Raw genomic sequence first — 16,186 nt, forward strand, 5'->3', positions numbered from 1 at the left:
CGGCGGGGGTGAAGGCTTCGGCTGTGGCGGCCACGGGGGTGCTCCTTTTGACGGTTGAAATGATCGGGTTGCCTACTCCAACAGTATTCGGGGCGGCTCCATTCCCGGTGGCAGACTGGTGGCATGTGCGGACGATACGTGATGGCCCGGGCTTCAGCGGACCTGGTCGCCGAGGCGGAGGCCGAAGCCGATGCGAACCTTGAGCTGCGTGCCTCCTGGAACGTTGCACCGACGTCGGACGTGCCCGTGGTGCTCGAACGCTTCGTGGACGGCCGGCGGGTCCGTCAGGTGCACGTGGCGAAGTGGGGTCTGGTGCCGGGCTGGGCCAGGGACGCATCGGTGGGGGTGCGGGCCTTCAATGCGAGGACCGAGACAGTGCTGGAGAAACCGACCTTCCGCGACGCCGTCGCCGCCCGCCGCTGCGCTGTCCCGGTGGACGGATACTACGAATGGAAAACCGGGCCCGGTAAAACCCGCCGCCCGTTTTATGTCTCGCGGCCGGACGGGCGGCCCATCTTCTTTGCCGGACTCTATGAATGGTGGCGCGATCCGGCCAGGGGACAGGCCGATCCCCAGCGGTGGCTGCTCTCCACGTCCATCCTGACCGTTGCCTCGCCCCCGGCGGAGCACACCGAACCGGTGCTTCGGGACCTGGCGGACCTGCATGACCGGCTGCCGCTGCCGCTCTCGCCGGCCGCGATGGCCGCCTGGCTGGATCCCTCCCGCCGGGATGCCCCGGAGCTGGTGGGCGCGGTTGTGTCACAGGCGTATGCGGCGGCGTCGGACTGGGCCCTGCACCCGGCCCACCCCGCCGTCGGCAACGTCCGCAACGACGGGGAATACCTGCTGCACCCCGGGGAACCGGCCGGCACGGTGGAAGAGGTGCTCTTCTAGCCGCTCATATCCGGCCCGAGGACTGCCAGGGTGACCTGCCCGGAGGTGCCCACGGTCAGCCCGGGGTTACAACAGACCTCCCAGCGCACGCCGTCCGGATCGGTGAAGTAGCCGGAGTACCCGCCCCAGCTCATCTGGCTTCCCGGCGCGGTGATCTGCCCGCCGGCGCCGGCGGCCTTGGCCAGCACGGCGTCCACATCGGCCGGAGACTCCACATTGTGGCCCAGGGTGAAGGGGGCGTCGCGGATATCGCCCAACGGCCCGGCTTCCGCTGCCAGATGGTCGGCGCGGAAGAAGGACAGCACCAGGCCGTGGTTCACCTGGAAAAACAGCACTTCCTCCGGAACGTACTGCAGCGGCGTCCAACCCAGCCGGGCAGCATAGAACGCGTAAGTTACTTCGAGGTCCCGTACGCCTACGGTCACCACGGATACATGGGGGTTCACGTTTTGATCCTGCCATTGAACGCGGTGGAATGCGCATTGTGGCGCGGAAAACGGGTAAGCCCCGCCGCGGGGCGGCAATTGCGCCCAAGGTGCCGGCGGGTACTGGATACTCTTAAACCATGGAAACAGCTGAGCAGAAATCCGTTTCGGGACAGCTAGATGATGTCCGGACAGCAATTGACGAAATCGATGAGGAAATCGTTGCGCTGATCTGGCGGCGGGAACGGCTGGTCCGTCTCGCCGGGGGGCTCAAGGAAAACGACGACGCCGTACGGTCACCCAAGCGCATGGAGGAAGTGATTGCCCACGTCCGGCAGGCTGCCGAGGATCAGGACAGCGACTGCAACGTGGTTGAACGCACGTACAAGGCCATGATCGAGGCCTTCGTGGACTACGAACTCAAGGTACGCCAGCAGATGGAAACCCAGCGCAAGCTGGACGCCTTCAGCCGCAGCTAGGAGCTCCGGCCGGGGCGGCTGAGCCGCGTGCGGTATGTTGTGGCGCATGAACCAGACCACCCCGGCCGCGGAAACGCCTGGCGTCCCGTTGCCGCGGCGCTCGCGGACCCGCGCCGGCTGCACCTGTACGCCCGCGCCGTGCTGGCGGCCGACGACGGCGCCCCGCTGGACCCGGCACACCTCACCTCCGCCGAAGCCAAGTCGCTGGCGGTGCTGCAAAAAGCGGGACTGCTGACCGTGCGGGAGAACCGGGTGGAGCCCTCGCCGTCCCTCTTCCGCGACCTGCTCGCCGCCGGCGTCCAGCCGCCGGACTCTTCCGCCCGCCGGTTCCTGGTGAACGGCAGGATCGAGGCGTACCCGCGCAAACGCTCCGACCGGCTCGAACTGCTGCATCTGGTGGCCGGGGAGGTTTTTGAACACGCTGTACCGCCGGAGCCGGGCCTTCGGCCGGTGCTGTCCGAAAAGGACCTGACGGCCCGGCTGGCCGGGTACACCGCCGATCCCGCGGCCATCCGCCGCTATCTGGTGGACGAGGGCATTGTGGCCCGCGATCCGGCCGGCACCCGGTACTGGCTCACCCGCCCCCGCCCGGCGGAAGGAATGGACTTTGCCTGACCGCCTCTTCTCTGCCGGACCCGAGGCAGCGGGCCCGGCCGCCGGACGAACAGCCGCCGCTACTCCGTTCCCGCCTCGAGGATCGAGACGATGGAGAACAGCGTAAAACAGACGGCTCCGAGTCCCACCAGCACGTGCGCGGGGACAAAGAACGCCGGGTCCGTGCCGGCGGCTTCAAAAAGGAATGCCGCGAAAAACAGGCAGGTGAGCGCTGTTCCGATGGGCATCAGCGGGATGCGGTTGGCCAGGGCAAACGAGCGGCGCCAGACGAGGGCCAGCAGCAGCACTTTGGACAGGATACTGAAGCAGATCAGCCCTAGGCCGATCAGCACACATCCCGGGGCCAGCCTGGCGGGTTCACCTGAGCTGAACAGCACGAAGAATCCGAGCAGCAGGTTGACGGCTCCCGCGGCAGCCACAAGCCAGGGCCAGGCCAAACGCTCGCTGTCGTTGAAGGCATTGCGTATCTGGCGCACGATGCTCGCCACCAGGGCGATGAGTGCGGTGCAGATTACTGACAGTCCGATCATGACGTGGCCGGCCACGAATCCGGGAATGTCTCCGCGCATCAGCAGGCCGGCAGCCAGGGAAAAACCGGTGATGGCGGCGGCAGCCGGAACCGCGATCAGTGCGGCGCCGGCGGCACGGGAGTGGGCACCTTCCGGCGGTCCGCCCAGCGGATCGAGCAACTGTGCAGATTGGATCAGGGTGAATTTCGTGGATGCAGCCGCGACGGTGCTGACGCATGCGGCGACGAAGCCGACACCGATTACTACGAAGCCCGCCGTCAGGTGCGCTGCGGTGTTCTCCCGGTTGGCAAGGATGATGCCCCAGATAAGGGCGGCGGCAGCAGCCATATAGCCGGAGAGCGGCAGAATGATCCCCCACACGCGCCCGTAACGGTTGATGAGCTGCCGGATGATGGTGGCGGCCGTCGTGAACAGTGCATAGCAGATGGCGGTCAGCCCGACGTTGACGTGTCCGGCGACAAAATGGCTGGCATCGTCGGGCCCGGCCAGAATGTAGAGGCCATAGGACAGGCAGACAGCGCCCATCAGAAGCGGTATCGCGCGAAAAACAATACTGATGGTGCGGTTCATGGCGTACCCCGAAAGACATCGTGGATCGTGCGGGCTTCGGCATCATGACGGTCCGTATTGAGGCCCAGTGTGCACTTGCTGTGCGCGCGGAACAAGGCTGTCAGCGGGGAGCCGCTCCGTCTCCGTGCGGCTTCGTTTTCCGCAGCGGTGACGCCGCCGCGGACCGTTGACTTGGCGGCACCGCGGGCGTCGAATGGAAAGGGCAACCCGGACTGCCACCTTCCGGCGGAAATTTCCTAGGAGATGCGTATGGCAGAGAGGTTTACCGCCCGCGGAACAGTAGCAGCCCACCCCGCCGCAGGGATGACCGGCGCCATGGGCGCCCCGGTCAATACCGTATCGCTGGCTGCCCACTCCGGCGCGACGCTGGCACGTCCCGCCGCTGCTCCGGCGCCCCCGGGTGCTTCGACAGGCGGTCCTGCGTCCCCGGACCTGCCCTCCGGGCGGCAGGGCGCCCCTGAGCACTCCAGCCGCCGGGTCGCCCTCATTTTCACCGGACTGATCCTGGCCGTGCTGATTGCCGCCCTGGACCAGACCATCGTGTCCACAGCCCTGCCCACCATCGTGGGGGACCTGCACGGACTGGACCATCTGTCCTGGGTGATTACCGCGTATCTGCTGACCTCCACCATCGGGCTGCCCATCTACGGCAAGCTGGGTGACCTGCTGGGACGCAAGAACATCTTCATTTTCGCCATTGTGGTGTTCCTGGCCGGCTCGGCACTGTCCGGACAGTCGCACAGCATGGCCGAGCTGATCACTTACCGCGCCATCCAGGGCGTGGGTGGCGGCGGGCTCATCATCGGCGCACAGGCGATTATCGGAGACATTGTGTCCGCCCGCGAGCGCGGCAAGTACATGGGCCTGATCGGGGCGGCCTTCGGCATCGCCTCTGTCAGCGGGCCGCTGCTGGGCGGGTACCTGACGGACAACTGGTCCTGGCGCTGGGTGTTTTACATCAACCTGCCCATCGGGGTCCTTGCGCTCGCCGTTATCATCGGCGCCCTGCACCTGCCCCGGAACAGCGCGAAGGGCATTTCACTGGATTACGCCGGCGCCGCCCTGCTGGCCATCGGCAGCGCGGCGCTGGTGCTGCTGACCAGCTGGGGCGGGAACAACTACGCCTGGACCTCGCCCACCATCCTGACCCTGGCCGCAGTGTTTGTAGTCAGCGTGGCGGTGTTCATCCCCGTGGAGCTGCGGGCCCGGGAGCCCATCCTTCCGCTGCGGCTCTTCGCCATCCGCAATTTCCTGATCTGCACACTGGTAGGACTGGCTGTCGGCGTGGCGATGTTCGGCTCCATTGCCTACCTGCCGACGTTCCTGCAGATAGTCAACGGCGCGTCCCCCACTGTATCCGGGCTGATGATGCTGCCCATGACGGCCGGCCTGCTGATCACGTCCATCGGTACCGGGCAGCTGATTTCGCGCACCGGCAAGTACAAGATCTATCCGATCCTCGGGTCGGCAATCATGATCCTCGGGCTGGTTATGCTCTCGCGGATTTCCAGTACGACGCCGTATTCGTTCACTGCCGCAGGCATGCTGGTCCTTGGACTCGGCATCGGCGCGCTGATGCAGAACACCGTACTCATTGTGCAGAACAGTGTTCCGCCCAATGACATGGGCACCGGGGTGTCCACCGCCAACTACTTCCGGCAGCTGGGCGCGTCGCTGGGTATTGCGGTGTTCGGGTCGCTGTTCATCAAGCGGCTCAACGATCAGCTGGCCTCGGCGCCTCCCGGAGCCGGGGATGCGGCGTCCGGCGGGGCGAACTCAATCAGTCCGGACGCGATCAAGGCACTTCCCGCCGCTGCCCAGAACTTCGTCAAGTCCGCCTTCGGGGAAGCCCTGCCGCCCATTTTCCTGCTGGGCGTTCCCTTTCTGGCCGCAGCCTTCATCCTGACGTTTTTTATTGTGCAGCAGCCGCTGTCCAGAACCGCCCGGGTGGAAGCGGAAGTGGAATAGGACGCAAATCAGCGAGGAGCACCAACCCCCTATGTCGCATAGAGCGTTAACGCCGCGTATCGCGGCGATCCCCGACCGTCCGGTACCCGCAGTGCCCAAACACCGGGTGGAGGCAGCGGAAGAGGCCGGGCCCAAGCGCAATCTCGCCCTGGTCCTGACCGGGCTGCTGCTCTCGGTGCTGCTGGCTGCCCTGGACCAGACCATCGTGGCAACTGCGCTGCCCACCATTGTGGGAGACCTCAACGGCCTGGAGCACCTGTCCTGGGTGGTTACCGCCTACATTCTGGCTGCGACCATAGGCCTGCCGATCTACGGCAAGCTCGGTGACCTGTTTGGCCGCAAGAGCATCTTCATCTTCGCCATTGCGGTCTTCCTCACCGGATCGGTCCTCTCCGGGCTGGCGCAGAACATGGGCCAGCTGATCGGCTTCCGCGCCCTGCAGGGCATCGGCGGCGGCGGACTGATGATCGGGGCGCAGGCCATCCTGGGGGATCTGGTCTCTCCGCGCGAACGTGGGAAGTACATGGGCCTGATCGGTGCCGCCTTCGGACTGGCCTCCGTGGGCGGTCCGCTGCTGGGCGGCTGGATCACCGATGCCTGGTCCTGGCGGTGGGTGTTCTACATCAACCTGCCCATCGGAGCGGTGGCGCTCGCCGTCGTCATCACCTCACTGCACCTGCCCAAGCCCACGGGGAGGCGCCCGAAGCTGGACTACGCCGGCGCGGGGCTGCTGGCGCTCGCGAGCGCGGCCCTGATCATGCTGACCACCTGGGCCGGCACCACGTATGCCTGGTCCAGTCCGCAGATCCTCGCCCTGGCCGCCGTGACCCTGGCAGCCGCCGGAGCGTTTATCCCGGTGGAGCGGCGTGCCCCCGAACCCATCCTCCCGCCGGCCCTGTTCCGGCGCCGGAACTTCCTGCTGCCCGTGCTGGTGGGGATCGCCGTCGGAATCGCGATGTTCTCCACCATCTCCTACCTGCCCACCTTCCTGCAGATGGTCAACCGGGCCACCGCCACACAGTCCGGGCTGATGATGCTGCCGATGATGGGCGGCCTGCTGCTCACCTCCATCGGCACCGGGCAGCTGATCTCCCGGACCGGCCGGTACAAGATCTACCCCGTGCTCGGCTGCGCGGTGATCATTGCCGGGCTGATGCTGCTCTCGCGGATTTCTGACACCACCCCCTACAGCTTCACGGCGCTCGGGATGCTGGTGATGGGACTGGGCATCGGCATGCTGATGCAGAACCTGGTGCTGATAGTGCAGAACAGTGTGCCCGGGCGGGACATGGGAGCAGCGATCTCCGCGGCGAACTATTTCCGCCAGATTGGCGCGTCCTTCGGTATTGCCCTGTTCGGCTCGATCTTTATCCACCGGCTGGGCAACGAGCTGGCCGGGGCGCCGGCCGGTGCCGGAGCAGCGGTGGGCGGGGACATCAACTCGCTCAGTCCGGCGATGCTGCGCGGGCTGCCCGCACCGGCGCAGGACTTCATTGCTGCTGCTTTCGGCAACGCCCTGCCGCCGATTTTCCTGCTGAGTGTGCCCGTGGTGGCAGTCGCCCTGGTGCTGTGCCTGTTTATCCGGGAAGTACCGCTGTCCACCACGGTGCGCAGTGAGGCTGCAGAGGAGGCCTAGGTTGCGTCGTAAGTGGACAGAAGGAAAAGGACCCAGCCGATCAGCGCAGCCATGGGCAGCTGCCACAGCAGGGAGGGAATGATGTACAGCCGGGCGGCCAGCTTCTTATTGCCGGCCCGGAGCGAGGCAGTGAAGCCTGCCACTGAGGCAATCAGGGCGGTAATACCGAGGAAGCCGATGAGATTTAGAACGCCGCCCACGCCGGCGCTGACACTGCCTAAGCTGCGGATCCAAAAGTAGAAGGGCATCAGTGCCAGGATCCAGCCGAGCGTGACGATGACCATGCCGGTGATGGCCGGCTTGCTGAAGCGCTGCCGCGCCGTTTGGGTTCCGGACCGGTCCGGGGTTTCGGTTTCCGTGGGGTCGGTTTTCGGGGCCCCGGTTTCCGCGGGGGTGGCGTACGGGTTCCGGTACGGGATATCGGGATCCAAGGTGTGCTCCATCGGTGGGCGGGAATCTGGAACCAGTGTGCACCAGGATGGCGCGCTTCTGCCGGAACCTCTTCACCTGTGGCGGATGAACGGGCCGTAGGGGTGGGCCGGCCATCGGATCGGCACTACGCGGTGCCGATTGTCAGCAGCCAGCCGTACACTGAAGAGGAAGTATTCGAATATATGTTCGAATTAGTTGGCAGTTGATAACCAGTTGGTCCCCTGTGGGAGGCCACGGGCGCGGATCCGCCTGCGGTGTGCGCGGGTCCGTCGGGGAAGGGAGCTGAAATGGGTGTCTTCAGCGAAGGCATAGAGGTGGTGTGCTCGCCTGCGGGTAAGCCACTGCGGCTGGTATGGGGCGGGCGCACCTACAAGGTGGGAGCTGATCCCGTGCGCTGGTATGAACGCCGCAACTGGTGGGAAGAGGAAATGCGGGCAGAACGCGGCCGCGGCGCCGGCCTGGTGGATACCGAGATCTGGCGCGTCCAGGCGAGGGTCAGCGACCGCTCGGACCTGCGCACCCTGGACCTCTCGCACCATGTCAACACTGACCGCTGGCGCCTGATCCGGATTCACGACGCCCTGAAGGACAGCGCCTGATGAGGACAGTGCCTGATGAGGACGGTGCCTGATGAGAGCAGTACCTAATGAAGAACGGTGCCTGATGCGCCCATGAGCTTTATCCATCTGCACGCGGCTACGGCCTTCAGCGCGCATTACGGGGTCTCCTGGCCCGAGGAGATGGCAGCCGCCGCGGCAGCGGACGGCGCCGACGCCCTGGCCTGCACCGACAGGGACGGGCTGTATGGAACGGTCAAGCACCTGCGTGCCTGCATGGAGGCGGGCATAGATCCCATTGTCGGGGTGGACCTTGCCGTCCTGGACAGTGGGAACGCTGTCACGGGCAGGGTAGTGATCCTTGCCCACGGGCATAACGGGGGAGCCGGCTACAGCGCCCTGTGCCGGCTGATTTCCGCCGCGCATGCCTCCACCTCGGCGTCCCGGGCACGGACCGGCAAACCCGTGGGAGTCACTATGGAACAGCTGGCCCGGTACGTCAGCGGCAGCCCGGATACCGGAGACAGTGACTCCCGGACGGCGCCTGCAGGTTCCGGGCAGGAGGGCGAACCCCTGCTCACCGTCCTGGTGGGCCCGCAGTCCGACGTCGGCCTGGCCATGCGCAGCCGCAGCTACGCCGTCGCGCGTACCCTGTTCGGACACTGGCGTGCGGCCATTCCTGCCGGGGCGCTCGCCGTGGAAGTAGTCACCCACCTGGCTCCGCCGGGGGAGAACCTCAGCCTGGCCCACGCGGTACGGATGTTCCGTCTGGCCGATGAGATGCGGATACCGGCCATCCTCACCAACGCCGTGCGCTACGTGGATGAAGACGGCGCCGCCACCGCCGACGTGCTCGACGCCGCGCGCTCGCTGACCTCGCTGTCCCGGCTGCCGGACCGACAGCCCAACGGGCAGGGCTGGCTCAAGGGGACACGGGAGATGACGGCGCTGGCCCGGGAGATCAGCTCCGAGGCTGGCTGCGGCTCGGCGGCACGGATGCTCGCCGACACTGCGGCGCTCGCGGACCGCTGCCGGATGGACCCGGTGGGGGATATGGGCTGGAAGCAGCCCGTAGTACCCGAAGCCTCGGTCATCGGCATAGAGATAGAACCCATGCAGGAACTGCGCCAGCGGTGCGAAGCCGGGATCACCCGCCGGCTGAGGTCACGGGACTCGGTTGCCGAAGCGGAGATGCGGCACCGGCTTGACCATGAGCTGGGCATTATTGACCGCCTGGGCTTCGCCTCCTACTTCCTGACGGTTGCCGAAGTCTCGGCCATGATCACCGGCATGGGGGTGCGCGCGGCGGCACGCGGTTCGGGAGCCTCGTCGCTGGTGAACTATCTGCTGGGCGTCAGCCATGTGAATCCGCTGGACCATGACCTGATCTTTGAACGTTTCCTGTCACGGGACCGCTCCACCCTGCCGGACATCGACATTGACGTGGAGAGCGCCGAACGGCATAACGTCTACCACCGCATCTTTGAACGCTTTGGCTCCGAACGGGTAACCCTGATGAGCATGCAGAACGGGTACCGGGCACGCGGCGCCGTGCGCGACGCCGGACTGGCGCTGGGCATGCACGAAGAGGACATCGGTGCCGTGGCCAAGCAGCTGTGGCGCTTCTCGGCGCGCAACTTCCGTGAGGCGCTCGCCGAAAAGCCGGAACTGCGTGAATTCTCCGGGCAGGTGGAAAAGAACCGGCAGCTGGACCTGCTGGTGGACCTCACCGAACGCCTGGACCGCCTTCCCCGGCACATCTCCATGCATCCGTGCGGGGTGATCCTGGGGGATAAGTCGCTGCTGGACCGTACCCCCGTGCAGCCCAGCGGGCTGGGCCTGCCCATGTCCCAGTTCGACAAGCACGACATGGACCCGATGGGCATGCTCAAGCTGGACGTCCTCGGGGTGCGGATGCAAAGTGCCATGGCCTTCGCAGTCCGCGAAGTGGTCCGGGTGCATTCCTCCCGGGAGGAAGTCATTGCCGCCGGCGCACACCGTGAGGGCCCCGGCAGCCCGGATCCTGAGTTCATCGAAGCCGACGGCCGGATCAACCTGGACGCGGTGCCGTTCGACGACGAACCCACCTATGAGCTCATCCGCAGTACGCACACCCTGGGCTGCTTCCAGATTGAATCCCCTGGCCAGCGCGAACTGGTGGGCAAGATGGCACCGCGGGAATTCAACGACCTGATTATCGACATTTCCCTGTTCCGGCCCGGACCGATGAAATCCGACATGGTCCGGCCGTTCCTGGAATACCGGCACGGGTTCTCGCCCGAGGTGTACCCGCACGAGGCGCTGCGCCCGGTGCTGGCGGAAACGCACGGCGTCACCGTCTTCCACGAACAGGTGCTGCGGACCCTGAACGTTTTTACCGGTTGCGGGCTGGCCAAGGCTGATGAACTGCGCCGGCTGCTGGGCAACGAAGCAGCGGAGCCGGGGGTGGAGGAGTACTTCCGCAGCAAGGCTGCAGAGCGCGGTTACACGCCTGAGACCATCAATAAGGTGTGGGACACCCTGAAGGCTTTTGGCAGCTTCGGTTTCTGCAAGGCCCACGGGGCGGCCTTCGCGGTGCCCACCTATCAGTCGGCCTGGCTGAAGGCACACCATCCCGAAGCGTTCCTGGCCGGGATTTTCGAACACGATCCGGGGATGTATCCGCGCCGGCTGCTGGTGGCCGAGGCCCGGCGGATGGGCATTCCCATCCTGCCCCTGGACATCAACCGCAGTGGCGAGCAGTACCGGGTGGAACGCACCGAGCAGGGCAAGCTGGGTATTCGGCTGTCCCTGGCCGGGATCTACGGGCTCTCCGCCGTCGAGCTCCGGCGCATTGCCGCCGGGCAGCCCTATGACTCCCTGGCCGATCTGCGTGCCCGGGCACGGGTTTCCCGGCCCACGCTGCGCCGCCTCGCCCAGCTGGGGGCCTTCGATTCCCTGAGCCAAAAAACCGGCTCCGGGGGCAGCCGTGCGGATCTGATCCATTACCTCGACGCCGCCCCGGCCCGCTCATCATCCCGGAAGTACGAGCCGATCCCCGGGCAGCTGGCCCTGCCGCTGGGGGACACCGAACTGGCGAACCTGCACCGGGAGCTGCCCGAACCGGGGCTGCGGGAGAAGGTCCGCACCGAACTGGATTTGCTCTCCGTGGACGTGAGTGCACACCTGATGGAAAGCTACGGGCCGCTGCTGCGCAGTCTGGGGGTGACACCTGCCGAAGCGCTGATGGACCTGCGCAACGGCTCCGAAGTGCTGGTGGCCGGGATCCGGGTGGCCACCCAGACCCCGCCCATGCGCGGCGGCCGCCGGGTGGTCTTCATCAGCCTTGATGACGGCACCGGCTGCGTGGACTGCACGTTCTTCCATGAGGCGCAGGAAAAATCCGGTCCGCTGCTCTTCGGCACCGAGCTGCTGCTGGTCCGCGGGCTGACCCGCCGCACCGGGCCCCGGGGCATCAGCCTGCAGGCCCTCGAAGCCTGGAATTTGGCGGACACTGCCTCGCTTCCCCTGCCGGGCAGTCAGCGCGGCATGTTGGTGGGGCACAAGCGCAGCGGATAACATCGGTACGGGCGCAAAGAAGGAGCCGGCCGGGTTCGGCCGTGCAGAAGACGCCGTACAACGAAATCTAGGAGACAACCGTGTCAGTGCCAGAGAAGTTCACCCTCATCGTCGACGGCGAAGAGACCACGGTGGATACTGGCACCACCGGTGCGCAGCTCTTCTTCGAACGCCGCGACGTCGTCGTGATGCGTGTGAACTCGGTCCTGAAGGACCTGGACACCCCGCTGGAGCAGGGCGACGTCGTGGAATCGGTCACCATCGATTCCGAGGATGGCCTGAACGTCCTGCGCCACTCCACCGCCCACGTGATGGCCCAGGCCGTGCAGCAGCTGCGCCCCGACGCCAAGCTGGGCATTGGCCCGTACATCAAGGACGGCTTCTACTTCGACTTCGACGTCGCCGAGCCGTTCACCCCCGAGGACCTGAAGACCCTAGAGAAGATGATGCAGAAGATCGTCAACTCGAACCAGAAATTCGTCCGCCGCGTGGTGTCCGAAGACGAAGCCCGCGAAGCCATGGCCAACGAGCCGTACAAGCTCGAACTGCTGGGCACCAAGGACGGTGCCGAGGAAGCCGGCGAAGGCGCGAACATCGAGGTCGGCGCCGGGGAAATCACCATCTACGACAACGTGGACCGCAAGTCCGGCGACGTCGTCTGGTGTGATCTCTGCCGCGGCCCGCACCTGCCGAACACCAAGCTGATCTCCAACGCCTTCGCGCTGACCCGCTCCGCCGCCGCCTACTGGCTGGGCAACCAGAACAACCAGCAGCTGCAGCGCATCTACGGCACGGCCTGGCCCACCAAGGACGCGCTGAAGGCCTACCAGGAGCGCCTGGCCGAGGCCGAGCGCCGCGACCACCGCAAGCTGGGTACCGAACTGGACCTGTTCTCCTTCCCGGACGAGCTTGGCTCCGGCCTGCCGGTGTTCCACCCCAAGGGCGGCATCATCCGCAAGGCCATGGAGGACTACTCCCGCCAGCGCCACACCGAAGCCGGATACGAATTCGTCTACACCCCGCACATCACCAAGGGCCACCTGTACGAGGTTTCCGGACACCTGGACTGGTACCGCGACGGCATGTTCCCTCCCATGCACGTTGACGAGGTCACCGACCCGGAGACCGGCGAGGTCACCAAGCCCGGCCAGGACTACTACCTGAAGCCGATGAACTGCCCCATGCACAACCTGATCTTCCGCTCGCGCGGACGGTCCTACCGCGAACTGCCGCTGCGCCTGTTCGAATTCGGTTCCGTATACCGCTACGAGAAGTCCGGCGTGATCCACGGCCTGACCCGCGTACGGGGCATGACCCAGGACGACGCCCACATCTACTGCACCCGCGAGCAGATGAAGGACGAACTGACCACCACCCTGAACTTTGTGCTGGACCTGCTCAAGGACTACGGCCTGGATGACTTCTACCTGGAGCTCTCCACCAAGGACCCCGAGAAGTACGTCGGCTCGGATGAGGTCTGGGAGGAAGCCACCCGCACCCTCGCCGAGGTAGCCGAAGCCTCCGGCCTGGACCTGGTGCCGGATCCGGGCGGCGCCGCGTTCTACGGCCCGAAGATCTCCGTCCAGGCCCGCGACGCCATTGGCCGCACCTGGCAGATGTCCACCATCCAGCTGGACTTCAACCTGCCCGAACGCTTCGAACTTGAATACCAGGCCGCCGACGGCACCCGCCAGCGCCCGGTCATGATCCACCGGGCACTGTTCGGCTCCGTGGAACGGTTTATGGCAGTGCTCACCGAGCACTACGCCGGAGCGTTCCCCGCCTGGCTGGCACCGGTCCAGGTGGTGGGCATCCCCGTAGCCGAAGCGTTCAACGACTACATGTTCGACGTCGTCGACAAGCTCAAGGCGCACGGCATCCGTGCCCAGGTGGATACCGGCACCGACCGTTTCCCGAAGAAGATCCGCACCGCCTCCAAGGACAAGATCCCGTTTGTCCTCATTGCCGGAGGCGACGACGCCGAGGCGGGCGCGGTGTCCTTCCGCTTCCGTGACGGCAGCCAGGACAACGGCGTGCCCGTTGAAGAGGCCGTCAAGCGGATTGTCGAAGCCGTCCGGAACCGGGACAAGTAGGGGCAGCGGGACACCATGGCAGAAACAGACGACACGGACATAACGGACACGTTTGAACTTCCCGGTGTTCCCGACGCCTTCCAGCGTCTGTGGACGCCGCACCGCCTGGCCTACATCAAGGGCGGGCAGAAGCAGGTGTCCTCGGAAGAGACCTGCCCGTTCTGCGCTGCCCCCGGGCGGACGGACGAGGAATCGCTGATAGTCCATCGCGGCAAATACGCCTTCGTCATCCTGAATCTCTTTCCGTACAACGCCGGCCACCTGCTGGTCTGCCCGTACCGGCATGTGCCGGACTACACGGACATTGATCCGGAGGAGACAGCGGAAATCGCGGCGCTGACACAGACCGCCATGCGTGTGCTGCGGAAGGTTTCGGGTCCCTCCGGCTTCAACCTGGGCATGAACCAGGGGGAGACGGGCGGGGCCGGGATTGCCGCGCACCTGCACCAGCACATTGTGCCGCGGTGGGGTGGAGACGGGAACTTCCTGCCGATCATTGCGCAGACCAAGGCCATCACCCAGACCCTGGGTGACGTCCGCCGCCAGGTTGCCGAGGCGTGGCCGGACGGCTCCGGCCGGGACAGCGAGGACTGAGCCGTGCTCAACAAATACGCACGGGGATTCTTCACTGCCGTTTTCACCCCGCTGGCCACCTGGCTGCTCCGGCACCGGGTCACCCCGGACATGGTCACCATCGCCGGCACGCTTGGAGTGATGATCGGCGGGCTGGTCTTCTACCCGCTGGGTGAACTGTTCTGGGGCACCATCTTCATTACGGTGTTCATCTTCTCCGACGTCATTGACGGGATCATGGCCCGGCAGCAGCAGCGCAAGGGCAGCTGGGGCGGGTTCCTCGACTCAACGCTGGACCGGTTTGCCGACGGCGCACTGTTTGCCGGCGTAGCCATCTGGTTCTTCACGGGTGGCGACAACGACGCGATCGGCATCGCCGCCGTCCTGTGCCTGGTGGTCGGCATGCTGGTCTCCTACATCCGCGCGAAGGCGGAATCGCTGGGCTTCAACGCCAACGTGGGTATTGCCGAGCGGGCCGAACGGCTGGTGTCGCTGCTCGTGGCCACCGGGCTGGTGGGGCTGGGGGTGCCCGAGGTCCTGCTGCTGGTGGTCCTTGTGCTGCTGACGCTGGCCAGCTGCGTGACCATCGGCCAGCGCATGCATGCGGTGCGCAAACAGGCGCGCCTGGGAAACCCTGCTTAATCAGTTCCACAAACCTGCGGGAATCCCGCTGAGATGTGCCGCGGCCGGACCGGTCGCGGCACATTTTTTATGCCGGGCGTCAGCTGTGCCGCGGATCACGCTGTGCCACCGGCCGTCAAATCCCGCCCGGCTGCCTGTCACGGGAAGTCACGGGACACGGGGTCCCAGAGTGTGCCGCGTACTCTATCCCATAGTCCCAGAACGCCCTCTATGTGAAGAGAACCAGATGCCAAACGAAGCCAGCCAGCCCCAGTCCTCCGTCCTCACCGGCGGCACCCGCGTTAAACGCGGGATGGCCGAAATGCTGAAGGGCGGCGTCATTATGGACGTCGTCACCGCTGAACAGGCCCGGATTGCCGAAGATGCCGGTGCCGTGGCCGTGATGGCGCTGGAACGGGTTCCGGCCGATATCCGTGCCCAGGGCGGGGTATCCCGGATGAGTGATCCGGACATGATCGACAGCATTATCAGTGCCGTCAGTATCCCGGTGATGGCCAAGGCCCGGATTGGGCATTTCGTGGAAGCGCAGGTGCTGCAGTCCCTGGGCGTCGACTACATTGACGAGTCCGAGGTCCTGACCCCGGCCGACTATGCCAACCACATCGACAAGTGGAAGTTCACGGTTCCCTTTGTCTGCGGTGCCACCAACCTGGGCGAGGCGCTCCGGCGCATCAACGAGGGCGCCGCGATGATCCGGTCCAAGGGCGAAGCCGGCACCGGAGACGTTTCCAATGCCACGATGCACATGCGGGTCATCCGCTCGGAGATTGCCCGGCTCTCGTCGCTGCCGGAGGACGAACTGTATGTGGCCGCCAAGGAACTGGCAGCGCCCTACGAACTGGTGAAGGAAGTGGCCGCCGCGGGCAAACTTCCCGTGGTGCTCTTCACCGCCGGTGGAATCGCCACCCCCGCCGATGCGGCCATGATGATGCAGCTTGGTGCCGACGGGGTGTTTGTGGGCTCGGGCATCTTCAAATCCGGAAACCCGGAACAGCGGGCTGCCGCGATCGTGAAGGCCACTACCTTCTACGACGATCCGGATGAAATAGCCAAAGCCTCGCGCGGACTGGGTGAAGCCATGGTGGGCATCAACGTGGACGAGCTTCCACAGCCGCACCGCCTGGCGGAGCGCGGCTGGTAGCAGCGGTCCGGCGTCGTCCGGGTGCATAAACGTGCAGGCGGGAACCGGATGCGGTTCCCGCCTGCACGTTTTT

General features: G+C 65.8%; 14 protein-coding genes. 11 read left to right on the plus strand and 3 right to left on the minus strand.

Annotation, left to right across the window (positions count from 1 at the left end; translation table 11 throughout):
* The first annotated feature begins 123 nt into the window (after positions 1–123).
* Positions 124–894, plus strand: a complete 771-nt coding sequence (locus QWJ37_RS07750; RefSeq protein ID WP_290244970.1) for an SOS response-associated peptidase — start codon at positions 124–126, stop codon at positions 892–894.
* Here QWJ37_RS07750 and QWJ37_RS07755 read toward each other — a convergent pair.
* Positions 891–1,340, minus strand: coding sequence for a VOC family protein (locus QWJ37_RS07755; protein WP_227927717.1), 450 nt, complete (start codon positions 1,338–1,340; stop codon positions 891–893). The genes QWJ37_RS07750 and QWJ37_RS07755 overlap by 4 nt on opposite strands.
* Before the next feature lie 119 nt (positions 1,341–1,459).
* Between QWJ37_RS07755 and QWJ37_RS07760 the strand changes: the two genes are divergently transcribed.
* Positions 1,460–1,798: a chorismate mutase gene (locus tag QWJ37_RS07760; protein ID WP_227901687.1), complete on the plus strand. Its 339-nt coding sequence runs from the start codon at positions 1,460–1,462 to the stop codon at positions 1,796–1,798.
* Between the two features lie 39 nt (positions 1,799–1,837).
* Complete coding sequence (locus tag QWJ37_RS07765) at positions 1,838–2,413, plus strand: DUF2087 domain-containing protein (RefSeq protein ID WP_290244971.1); 576 nt, start codon at positions 1,838–1,840, stop codon at positions 2,411–2,413.
* A gap of 59 nt (positions 2,414–2,472) precedes the next feature.
* Here the strand turns inward: QWJ37_RS07765 and QWJ37_RS07770 are convergent, their stop codons facing one another.
* Complete coding sequence (locus QWJ37_RS07770) at positions 2,473–3,513, minus strand: DUF2776 family protein (protein WP_290244972.1); 1,041 nt, start codon at positions 3,511–3,513, stop codon at positions 2,473–2,475.
* A gap of 249 nt (positions 3,514–3,762) precedes the next feature.
* Here QWJ37_RS07770 and QWJ37_RS07775 point away from each other — a divergent pair, with 249 nt between their 5' ends.
* Positions 3,763–5,481 carry an MDR family MFS transporter gene (locus tag QWJ37_RS07775; protein ID WP_290244973.1) on the plus strand — a complete coding sequence of 573 codons (1,719 nt, stop codon included), beginning with the start codon at positions 3,763–3,765 and terminating at the stop codon, positions 5,479–5,481.
* Between the two features lie 31 nt (positions 5,482–5,512).
* Positions 5,513–7,117 (plus strand): MDR family MFS transporter, encoded by a 1,605-nt coding sequence (locus QWJ37_RS07780; RefSeq protein WP_290244974.1) that lies wholly within the window; start codon positions 5,513–5,515, stop codon positions 7,115–7,117.
* Here the strand turns inward: QWJ37_RS07780 and QWJ37_RS07785 are convergent.
* A complete protein-coding gene (locus QWJ37_RS07785) occupies positions 7,114–7,560 on the minus strand; it encodes a hypothetical protein (protein WP_290244975.1) in 447 nt (148 codons plus the stop codon). The two genes, QWJ37_RS07780 and QWJ37_RS07785, sit on opposite strands and share 4 nt — an antisense overlap.
* 276 nt (positions 7,561–7,836) lie before the next feature.
* Here QWJ37_RS07785 and QWJ37_RS07790 point away from each other — a divergent pair, with 276 nt between their 5' ends.
* From QWJ37_RS07790 to pdxS, 6 genes are all read left to right on the plus strand, one after another.
* On the plus strand, positions 7,837–8,148 hold the full coding sequence (locus tag QWJ37_RS07790; protein ID WP_227901694.1) for a DUF6504 family protein: 312 nt from the start codon (positions 7,837–7,839) through the stop codon (positions 8,146–8,148).
* Between the two features lie 72 nt (positions 8,149–8,220).
* The gene (gene dnaE / locus QWJ37_RS07795; RefSeq protein ID WP_290245287.1) at positions 8,221–11,664 is read left to right on the plus strand and encodes a DNA polymerase III subunit alpha; all 3,444 of its coding nucleotides are present in this window, start codon (positions 8,221–8,223) and stop codon (positions 11,662–11,664) included.
* 80 nt (positions 11,665–11,744) lie between these two features.
* A complete protein-coding gene (thrS, locus tag QWJ37_RS07800; RefSeq protein ID WP_227901695.1) occupies positions 11,745–13,757 on the plus strand; it encodes a threonine--tRNA ligase in 2,013 nt (670 codons plus the stop codon).
* Positions 13,758–13,772: 15 nt separating this feature from the next.
* The gene (locus QWJ37_RS07805; RefSeq protein ID WP_227901697.1) at positions 13,773–14,351 is read left to right on the plus strand and encodes an HIT domain-containing protein; all 579 of its coding nucleotides are present in this window, start codon (positions 13,773–13,775) and stop codon (positions 14,349–14,351) included.
* 3 nt (positions 14,352–14,354) lie between these two features.
* Positions 14,355–14,972, plus strand: coding sequence for a phosphatidylinositol phosphate synthase (gene pgsA / locus QWJ37_RS07810; protein ID WP_227901699.1), 618 nt, complete (start codon positions 14,355–14,357; stop codon positions 14,970–14,972).
* Positions 14,973–15,198: 226 nt separating this feature from the next.
* Positions 15,199–16,113 carry a pyridoxal 5'-phosphate synthase lyase subunit PdxS gene (gene pdxS / locus QWJ37_RS07815; RefSeq protein WP_290244976.1) on the plus strand — a complete coding sequence of 305 codons (915 nt, stop codon included), beginning with the start codon at positions 15,199–15,201 and terminating at the stop codon, positions 16,111–16,113.
* Positions 16,114–16,186 lie beyond the last annotated feature (73 nt).

This window comes from Arthrobacter sp. YD2, assembly GCF_030410475.1.
GTDB classification, from domain to species: domain Bacteria; phylum Actinomycetota; class Actinomycetes; order Actinomycetales; family Micrococcaceae; genus Arthrobacter_B; species Arthrobacter_B zhangbolii.

Coding starts and splice junctions, on each gene's coding strand:
- QWJ37_RS07750 (WP_290244970.1), top strand. CDS start 124: ATGTGCGGACGATACGTGATGGCCCGGGCTTCAGCGGACCTGGTCGCC.
- QWJ37_RS07760 (WP_227901687.1), top strand. CDS start 1,460: ATGGAAACAGCTGAGCAGAAATCCGTTTCGGGACAGCTAGATGATGTC.
- QWJ37_RS07770 (WP_290244972.1), bottom strand. CDS start 3,513: ATGAACCGCACCATCAGTATTGTTTTTCGCGCGATACCGCTTCTGATG.
- QWJ37_RS07775 (WP_290244973.1), top strand. CDS start 3,763: ATGGCAGAGAGGTTTACCGCCCGCGGAACAGTAGCAGCCCACCCCGCC.
- QWJ37_RS07780 (WP_290244974.1), top strand. CDS start 5,513: ATGTCGCATAGAGCGTTAACGCCGCGTATCGCGGCGATCCCCGACCGT.
- QWJ37_RS07785 (WP_290244975.1), bottom strand. CDS start 7,560: ATGGAGCACACCTTGGATCCCGATATCCCGTACCGGAACCCGTACGCC.
- QWJ37_RS07790 (WP_227901694.1), top strand. CDS start 7,837: ATGGGTGTCTTCAGCGAAGGCATAGAGGTGGTGTGCTCGCCTGCGGGT.
- dnaE (WP_290245287.1), top strand. CDS start 8,221: ATGAGCTTTATCCATCTGCACGCGGCTACGGCCTTCAGCGCGCATTAC.
- QWJ37_RS07805 (WP_227901697.1), top strand. CDS start 13,773: ATGGCAGAAACAGACGACACGGACATAACGGACACGTTTGAACTTCCC.
- pdxS (WP_290244976.1), top strand. CDS start 15,199: ATGCCAAACGAAGCCAGCCAGCCCCAGTCCTCCGTCCTCACCGGCGGC.